Here is an 8,112-nt window from a genome sequence, read left to right as displayed (position 1 = left end):
CTTCCACCGCTTACGCGGTCCCCCTCCCCCATAGATGGGGGAGGCAAGTTTGTAGTGGGGGAGGCAGGTACCGGTTAGAAATAGAATCCGCCGCGGATCCAGAAGCGGCCATTTTTATGGCTGGTGTCGGATGTTGGATCTTCGGCACCCAGTTTCCATGCGTAGTCGGCACGGATGAACCAGTCCTGCCAGCGCTGCCAGATGATGCCTACGCCTGCGCCCTGGAGGTTTCTGTGGTTTCGACTGCCGGAGTTTCCGCCGTTTCTATCAATCCACACGCCGCCATGTTCTGCGTAGAAGGCAAGCTGGAACTGCTGGTCGTGGGCTTCCACGGGGATGAGCCAGCGGAGTTCGGCTCTGGTGATGTAACCACTGTCGCCGGAACCTTCACTGGTGGGATAGGCTTTCACGCCGTAAGGGCCGCCCAGGGAGAAGTGTTCCGACGAATCCAGCGGGGTAAAAGCGTACTGTCCGTAGGCAGAGAGCAGCAGGTAGGATCTTTCATTGATGTTCTGATGTCTTTCGATGTGTCCCCGAATCTTAGAGTAATCGCCGTTGGTGTCAGGGTCGCCGGCCATCCAGCGGGCGTAAATGTTATCGGAGTGGAAGGCCCGGTTGTTAATGTGGCCCAGTTTCCAGTCCAGCCGCCAGTCTGTCATACCGGCGGTGTCCTGGTCATCGCCGTAGAGGGAAAGGACCAGGGCATTTCCTGTCTTATCGCCGTAGGTGGCGTCGAAGGCTCTGTATTCGTCCTTGATTTCACTGTGTTCAAAGCGGATGCCGGTGTACAGGTTGTGCCTGCGGCTTCTCCGGATGGCGTAGTCCAGGCCCAGGGAAGTAACCCGGGAGGTGCCTACGCCTTTGTACATGGCCCATTCGTCGCCCATGTCGTAGCTGAATACGTTGTACCCTACGGTGAGCTTCAGTCCGTCCTTGGCAAGAGGTGTGATGTAGTTGGCGCCCCAGTTGAACATGTGGCGGCCGGTGGTGGAAATAGATGCCATGAGATGGTCACCGTTTCTGGCGGGATTCCAGAAATCATAGTCCAGGGAGTATTCATTGTAGCCCATAGCCCGGCTGCCGTAGTTATCTGCGGAAATGAGGCCGTGCTTTCCGACATAGGGCTCCACCGTCATGTCCAGTTTCACCGTGCCCGGCTGACTGCCCTGACTCAAAGCCACACGGGCATCTGCGCCGGCCATGTCGGACACCAGCCACACCGCCCTTTCCAGCTTGTCACGGGTCACGTACTCCCCTTCCTTCACTGCCCGGGCCTGCTTTTCAATGGCGCTGTCCCTGATTTTCGTCTTATTCGTAAGGGAAGGGGTATCGAACCGTCCCACTTCCACTTTGTAATGAATGATGCCATCGGTCACATCCTGAGGCGGGATATAGGTTTTAGCCACAATGTATCCTTTTTTGCGGAAATATCGGGTAATCCTGTCCGCTCCTTCCTGGATATCCTTAAAGGAAAGTTCCTTTCCCTTTTTATCCGCCAGGAGCGCCTGCAGTTTCTCTTCGGGATAAATGTCCTGTCCCTCAATGATGAAATCTTTGACCTTCACAGTCTCCGTATCAGGCAGGTTCAGGGAAGGCGTTTCCATCGTCCTGTTTTCTACCCTGGCTTCCTCACTTCCCTTTGCAGAAGAAAGACGCTGGCGGTCACTCCATTCATTCCGCCTCATCATGGTTTCCGCCTGGCTTCGGCCTGACTCCAGGGCCGTACGGGTGGAATCAGGAATAGCCGGCGTCTCTGCCTGTGATACAACCGGCGCTGCAGCCAGCAGGGCCAATGCAAGGATCATTCTCTCTTTCTTCTTGTTCATGATGATGGTGTCCCCTTTTATTAATTTTGTAAATGATTAATTTATAAGTAAAGGAAAGAAGTTGAATTTTCGTTTCGTGTAATTATGATAGGTATATATAACGCATTGCATGTAATATAACTCTCATGCAGTACTGTATATATATTATACTATGTAACTTACGGCTGTTTCAAGAAATCGGATGCTGAAATTTAATAGATTCTTATTCATCTCTTTACTAAGATAAATGAGTTTTATTCGAACTTTATTGATTTTTTTCATTCCAGTTCCCCTTTCTTCAAACTTTATCGAGTATTATAGTTGATGTAAAACGCATATGCAAGCCCAGCAATTACCACACGGCATACTTAGATATAGCTTTGTTTTAAAACTTAGTTGTAAGTGTACAAGAATGTGATTTTATTTTCTATCATACTCAGGAGAACAAAATCCTCATAAAACCTTATTATTATCTATGATAACTATTAAATAATTAGGATATTCTGCAGTCCTTGTGCTAAATAGAAGAGTAAAAATGAAATAAATTACTCCCACTAAATAAAATAATTATTTTTTTATTAAATCGAAGAAAGTTGTAGAAGAACCGATTGCTGTCCAGGGAGCTTCCGCCGCATAACCTATCCTTTTGGTTTCTCCCCCACTCCGCGGCCCTCTCCCATAGAACGCAAAGGCGTTACACTCTGCCCTTCCCGCCGGATACAGAATACTGAGCGAAAGCGCAGGGCAATCGGTGGGAGGTGGAAAATCCCGTAAGCGCCCCTTTCTATGACGGCCAGCGGTCATTTATTCCAATCTTCTCCCCAAATAAAAAAGCACCGTCCGCAAAGGGCAGTGTTTTTTTATTCTGCTTTGTTCTTTTTTTCTTCCAGGGTAGGCGCTTTCTCTTTCTGCAGGAGAAGGAGTGTGCCGTGGATTTCCTGGTCTTTGATTTCTTCCGCTTCCCCTGCCGTAATGTATTTCCCGTCTTTACTGGTAAGGGCCACGTAGGCTTCTTTGGCTCCGCCGCCGCTTCGTTTGAAGATGAGGACTTTCCTGTCGGACAGAAGGTTCAGTTCCCCCGGTGACGCCACGAGGATGGGGGCGTGGATGACGGAGATGGACTGGTCCGGCTCCCAGCCCTCCTCTTTTTCTTTCAGGATAAGGAGGGTATCGCCGCCGGTACCGCTGGTGTAAGGGCCTTCTACCAGCACCAGGGCTTCCATATGGCCGTCGTGGTCCAGGTCCATGAAGTTATAGGAGTAAGAGGTGGTTTTCCAGTCCTTTTTCGGGATTTTGAAATAGGAAATCACCGCTTCACGGATAGCATCATTGGGCCTGACTTCAGCTTCCAGTGTCCTGTCCGCTCCCTTTTCTTCAGCTTTGGGCTCTTCTTTCTGCTCTTTCCCACCGGTAAGGATGTCCAAAATTTTCTGCAGCTTTTTATTTTTGGCCGCATCGTCGGATTTGAGGATTTCTCCCAGAACCACATCACCCATGGCTTTCCAGTCAAAAGAGCTATTTTTCCCGCCGCTCTTCCAGCCGTCTTTTATCTGGTCAAAAAGGGCATCCATATCTTTGTCTGAAATCTTTCCTTTTTCCACCGCTTTTTCTGCGGCCTCCAGGGTATCCGACGCTCCATGGGCCGGATAGGCGGCAGGCAGGAAAAGCAGCAGGGCTGCCGCCAGGGCCGCCTTTTTTATGTATTTCATGGTATCCCTCCAGAGGTTATACCTGTTCTGCCAGGGAGAGGATCAGGCTGCGGCTCTTGTCCCAGCCCAGGCAGGGGTCGGTAATGGATTTCCCATACACCCCGTCTCCGATTTTCTGGTTTCCGTCTTCAATGTAGCTTTCAATCATGAGACCTTTCACCATATGACGGATATCGTCGGCGTATTTCCGGCTGGCCATGACGTCTTTGGCAATGCGGATCTGTTCCATGTATTTCTTGCCGGAGTTGTTGTGGTTGCAGTCCACTACGATGGCGGGGTTCTTCAGATTTCTTTCGCCGTACATGTCCGCCACTTTCCGAAGGTTTTCATAGTGGTAGTTTGGCATGCTGGTACCGAAGTGGTTCACGTAACCGCGAAGGATGGCATGGGCCAGGGGGTTGCCGGTGGTGTGCACTTCCCATCCGTGGAAGAGGAAATCCTGCTCGCTCTGTGCCGCTTCGATGGAGTTCATCATGACGGACAGGTCACCGGAGGTAGGGTTCTTCATGCCTACAGGAATGCCGGCGCCGCTGGCAATCATGCGGTGGAGCTGGTCTTCTACGGAACGGGCGCCGATGGCGCCGTAGGAGAGAAGATCCGACAGGTAGCGGTGATTTTCAGGATAAAGGATTTCTTCAGCACAGGTAAAACCCGTTTCTTCAATGACATGGACATGCATGCGGCGAATAGCCTTGATACCTTCCATCATGTTTTCCTTGCCCTCCGGATCCGGCTGGTGGAGCATACCTTTGTAGCCCTTGCCGATGGTTCTCGGTTTGTTGGTGTATACACGGGGCACGATGAAGAGGCGGTCTTTTACTTCTTCCGCCACTTTGGCAAGGCGGCTGCAGTAGTCCAGCACCGCAGGCTCATTGTCAGCAGAGCAGGGACCGATAATCAGGAGGAAACGATCGTCCTTCCCGGTCATAATATCGGCGATTTCCTGGTCTCTTTCTTCCTTCAATTTCTGAAATTCTGCTCTCAGCGGGATTTCCTGTTTGATTTCCATAGGTTCCGGAAGCTTCCGGATGAACTGCATCTGTTCCATAGATTTCACCCTTCTTTATCTTCTATTCTTTCGATTTTGAATACATTAATCGTTTCCACATCGGGACAGCAGAAAATGGCACTGCCCTTTTCCTGCCCCGGCTGGGGAATCTCCCCGCCATAGCGGAGGATGTCTATATAGGGAAATGCCACATGCATCACCATGGGGCAGATCTGTCCCCGGTCTTTGTCAAAGTCCCAGGAGTCGCCCGGTCTGTGTCCCCGGTGGCAGGGGCATTTCCCCAGCCTGTCGATACAGGTAATCTTTATTTTCGGTCTTCTCGGCATAAATCAAGCACCTCCAGACAGGACTCCACAGGAATGCCTTTGAAGGAATCCCTGCTGTTCCTGCTCAATACAATCATCTGACGGACCGCCATCATGGCCCGGTCTACAGAATCCATCATCGATACGCCGTCCATCACATTTCCCATGAAAATGGCGGAGAATATATCGCCGGTACCGGGGAAACGAACCGGTATCATGTCAAAGGTACGAAGGAAAAATTCGCCCCGCCCGCTGTCAAATCCGGCCACCGCATCACTACCGTCCACCTTGGCACTGGTAATAACTACGGAGCCCTTTCCCAGCCGGTGCAGCTTTCCCAGAAGGCTTTTCATAGCCACCCAGGAAAGACCTTCATCATGAAAAGGCTCCCCTGCAATGAGGGCCGCTTCCGTGTAATTGGGCACCATGTAGTCCGCGTGGGAAACCAGTTTCCTCATGCCTTCCACCGTCCTTTCGGTGAGCCCGTTATACAAATGGCCTTCGTCCCCCATAATGGGATCCACAAAAATTTTCGTTCCCTTCTCCCGCTCTCGGCTGCAGTAATTGGCAATCATGGACGCCTGGGTAGGCGATACCATAAATCCGGTGGAAATAGCGTCAAAGGAGAAGCCCAGAGACCGCCACACGCCCATGGTGTTTCGCATATACTCCGTAGTATCCAGAATCTCGAAACGGCCATAGTCCAGGGTGTTGGAAACAAGGGCCGTAGGGAGATTATACACATGGTGCCCCATGTGTGTCAAAACCGGCATCATCGCCGAAAGGGCCACCTCCCCGTAGCCGGGAAGATCATTGACCAGAAGCAGTTGTTTTCCCAAAATATCCCTCTTTCCTGCAAGTATGTGCTTTTATTTTATCATATCTTTGAAAAAAGCAGGTAAAAGAATATAATGTTGGTAAGTCAGGCAGGAGCCGCTGCGGGGTGGCAAAACGTTAGCGGAACCGAGAAATCTCACCGCAGAATGCTGCCTTGCGGCAAGCAGTTCAGCATAGAGTATCATTTCTTTGCTTCCCCTCGTCCACCCCTTCGCCACTTGGTGGCCCTCTTCTCCGCGGGAAAGCATCTGACCGGATTCTCAGCCGCCTAAGGCTCCCCTAATCCCAGGGACTGTGAAAAAATGTAGAAATGACACAGATACCACTCCGCCTCACTGTCATTTCGACCGTAGCGAAGCGGAGTGGAGAAATCTCATTCCACGATAGTATAAACCTCATTGCGGTGGGAGATTTCTCGACTGAGAGCCTCAATAGAACAAAAGGCATTATTATCCATAACCACATGCAGCATCGCTCAAAATGACGTAGAGGCAGGAAGCAGACTGGCATTTGGCCAATCTCCGTGAGAATTTATATATACAAAAGGAGCCGTGAAAAATGTAAATCATTTTTTCACAGCCCCTTTATTTTCAGAAACGAGCAGACCATGCATATCCTTATCAAAGACGATTTTGACCTTTATAAAATCATACACAGCGGGCAGTACTTTCGGGCAGCTAAACTGGATGACGGCGCCTTCCGTTTTATCACCGGTTCCCATGTGCTCTATATCCGCCATGAGAAGGGAATTCACTACGAGATTTCCTGTTCCCGTTATCAATGGAACCATATCTGGAAGCCTTATTTCGACCTATCCTGCAATTATGCATCCATCAGGGAAAGTATCCCTGCCGAAGAGAGCTATCTGTCCCAGGCTGCGGAATACAGCAGGGGTATCCGCATCCTCCGGCAGGATCCCTGGGAAACCATGATTACCTTTATCATTTCCCAAAGAAAATCCATTCCTGCCATCGCCTCTTCCGTGGAAAAGCTCTGCCGCATAGCGGGAGAAAAGGTGGAAACGGAGAGAAAAGTACTCTATACCTTCCCTTCGCCGAAGGCAATAGCCCGCCTCTCAGAAAAAGAGCTGCAGTCATGCTCCCTGGGCTACCGAACTCCCTATATTTCCCAAACCGCAGCCATTATAAAAAGGACGCCCCATCTTTTGAAAGATTTGGCGTCCTGTGATGATAAAACTTTACTGGAATCCCTCATGGCCCTGCCGGGCGTAGGTATCAAGGTGGCCAGCTGCATTGCCCTTTTCAGTTACCACCGCACCGGCCTGGCGCCGGTGGACGTGTGGATACAGCGGGTCATTGACCGGTATTATGGCGGGAAGAATCCCTTCCCCCGCTATGGGAGCCAGGCAGGCATTCTTCAGCAGTACCTTTTCTACTATGCCCAGAGCACAGGCATGAAATAGAAATGCTGCCTGTCTTACAGCTTCAAGCCTGCCTTTTTCAGCGTCTTAAAAGTATAAGCCAGGATGTTGTATAAAGTCTCACTGTCTTCCGCGGTGAGATTTTTTTCATCCAGTTTCTTCAAATCCTTGCAGTAAAATCCCAGCTTCTTCTCCAGCTCTTCCACCACTTCCGAAGAAGGAGTGGCTGTTTTTTCTTCCTTTTCTTCATCCTTCGCGGCCTGCAGCTCCGCTTCCAGCTGGAATACCTTTTCCTGGAGCTCATTATTTTCATTTCTGAGAGACTCGATGGTAAGATTCAACCCTTCATTATTGTCCCGCTCCTGGGACAGATTAATCTGGAGACATTCCACCGTCCCCTTCAATGCCTGGATGGTCTTGCAGGCTGTAAGAAGCCCTTCCTTCTGTAAGTCCTTTTCACTCATACCAATACCTCCTGTTTCCTCTATTGTATCATAAAAGAAATAAGAAACACTCTATTATGACAGGCCCTTCACAAATTTCTGCACCACTGACCGGTAAGCCGGCCCGTTTACAGCCATTTCCATGGTGTGAGCCGCTCCGTCAAAAATATAAAGATTCTTCGGCGATCCGGATGCATCCGCCAGAAGCTCCTCTGCCACAGATGGCGGAATCAGCGTATCCGCCCTGCCGTGCAGGAAAAGCACCGGCGAAGTCATATGGGTCACCTGGGAAGCAGGATCCACATCGGATAAAATCTTTCCCGTATGGAAGAACATAGCTGCCTGCATAAAGGGACTGAGCACATCCATCCCCAGCACAAGCCGGCTGTCTCCGGTATAGGTCATAATCTTATCCCGCCCCAGCTCCATCAGATTTCCATAGGAACTATCGGCTACATAAAACTTCATATGCCGTCCCTCATCACTGCCGCTGTAAATCAGAGCCATGGCGGCGCCCAGAGAAATGCCATGAAATCCGATTTCCATGGAAGGATTCTTAGCACGGAGGAAATCCACCCAGGCATCCATATCATCCACATCATGGATACCCCAGTCCGTCCCCT

General features: G+C 50.4%; 8 protein-coding genes. 1 reads left to right on the top strand and 7 read right to left on the bottom strand.

The annotated features are described in order from the left end of the window. Positions 1–74 precede the first annotated feature (74 nt). From Q0482_RS09115 to Q0482_RS09095, 5 genes are all read right to left on the bottom strand, one after another. Positions 75–1,826, bottom strand: coding sequence for a ShlB/FhaC/HecB family hemolysin secretion/activation protein (locus tag Q0482_RS09115; protein ID WP_299145646.1), 1,752 nt, complete (start codon positions 1,824–1,826; stop codon positions 75–77). Positions 1,827–2,665: 839 nt separating this feature from the next. Further along, positions 2,666–3,514 (bottom strand): hypothetical protein, encoded by an 849-nt coding sequence (locus Q0482_RS09110; protein WP_299145644.1) that lies wholly within the window; start codon positions 3,512–3,514, stop codon positions 2,666–2,668. 16 nt (positions 3,515–3,530) lie between these two features. Next, positions 3,531–4,562: a 3-deoxy-7-phosphoheptulonate synthase gene (locus Q0482_RS09105; protein WP_299145642.1), complete on the bottom strand. Its 1,032-nt coding sequence runs from the start codon at positions 4,560–4,562 to the stop codon at positions 3,531–3,533. A gap of 5 nt (positions 4,563–4,567) precedes the next feature. Next, entirely contained in the window at positions 4,568–4,849 is a 282-nt protein-coding gene (locus Q0482_RS09100; protein ID WP_299145640.1) for a TIGR04076 family protein, read from the bottom strand. Beyond that, the gene (locus Q0482_RS09095) at positions 4,828–5,667 is read right to left on the bottom strand and encodes a PfkB family carbohydrate kinase (protein ID WP_299145638.1); all 840 of its coding nucleotides are present in this window, start codon (positions 5,665–5,667) and stop codon (positions 4,828–4,830) included. The genes Q0482_RS09100 and Q0482_RS09095 overlap by 22 nt, the downstream gene beginning before the upstream one ends. A gap of 605 nt (positions 5,668–6,272) precedes the next feature. On the opposite strand from Q0482_RS09095, the gene Q0482_RS09090 reads away from it, so the two are divergent. Continuing rightward, on the top strand, positions 6,273–7,088 hold the full coding sequence (locus Q0482_RS09090; protein WP_299145636.1) for a DNA glycosylase: 816 nt from the start codon (positions 6,273–6,275) through the stop codon (positions 7,086–7,088). A gap of 14 nt (positions 7,089–7,102) precedes the next feature. On the opposite strand, the gene Q0482_RS09085 is transcribed toward Q0482_RS09090, so the two are convergent. Together Q0482_RS09085 and Q0482_RS09080 are read right to left on the bottom strand one after the other, a co-directional pair. Continuing rightward, complete coding sequence (locus Q0482_RS09085) at positions 7,103–7,510, bottom strand: hypothetical protein (RefSeq protein ID WP_299145634.1); 408 nt, start codon at positions 7,508–7,510, stop codon at positions 7,103–7,105. A gap of 54 nt (positions 7,511–7,564) precedes the next feature. Beyond that, positions 7,565–8,112, bottom strand: a 548-nt coding sequence (locus Q0482_RS09080) for an alpha/beta hydrolase (protein ID WP_299145632.1), incomplete at its 5' end; no start/stop codon positions are given.

This window comes from uncultured Dialister sp., assembly GCF_937959425.1.
GTDB lineage: Bacteria > Bacillota > Negativicutes > Veillonellales > Dialisteraceae > Dialister.
The sequence above is the reverse complement of the archived record's forward strand: the minus strand, read 5'-3'. Positions and strand labels throughout refer to the sequence as shown.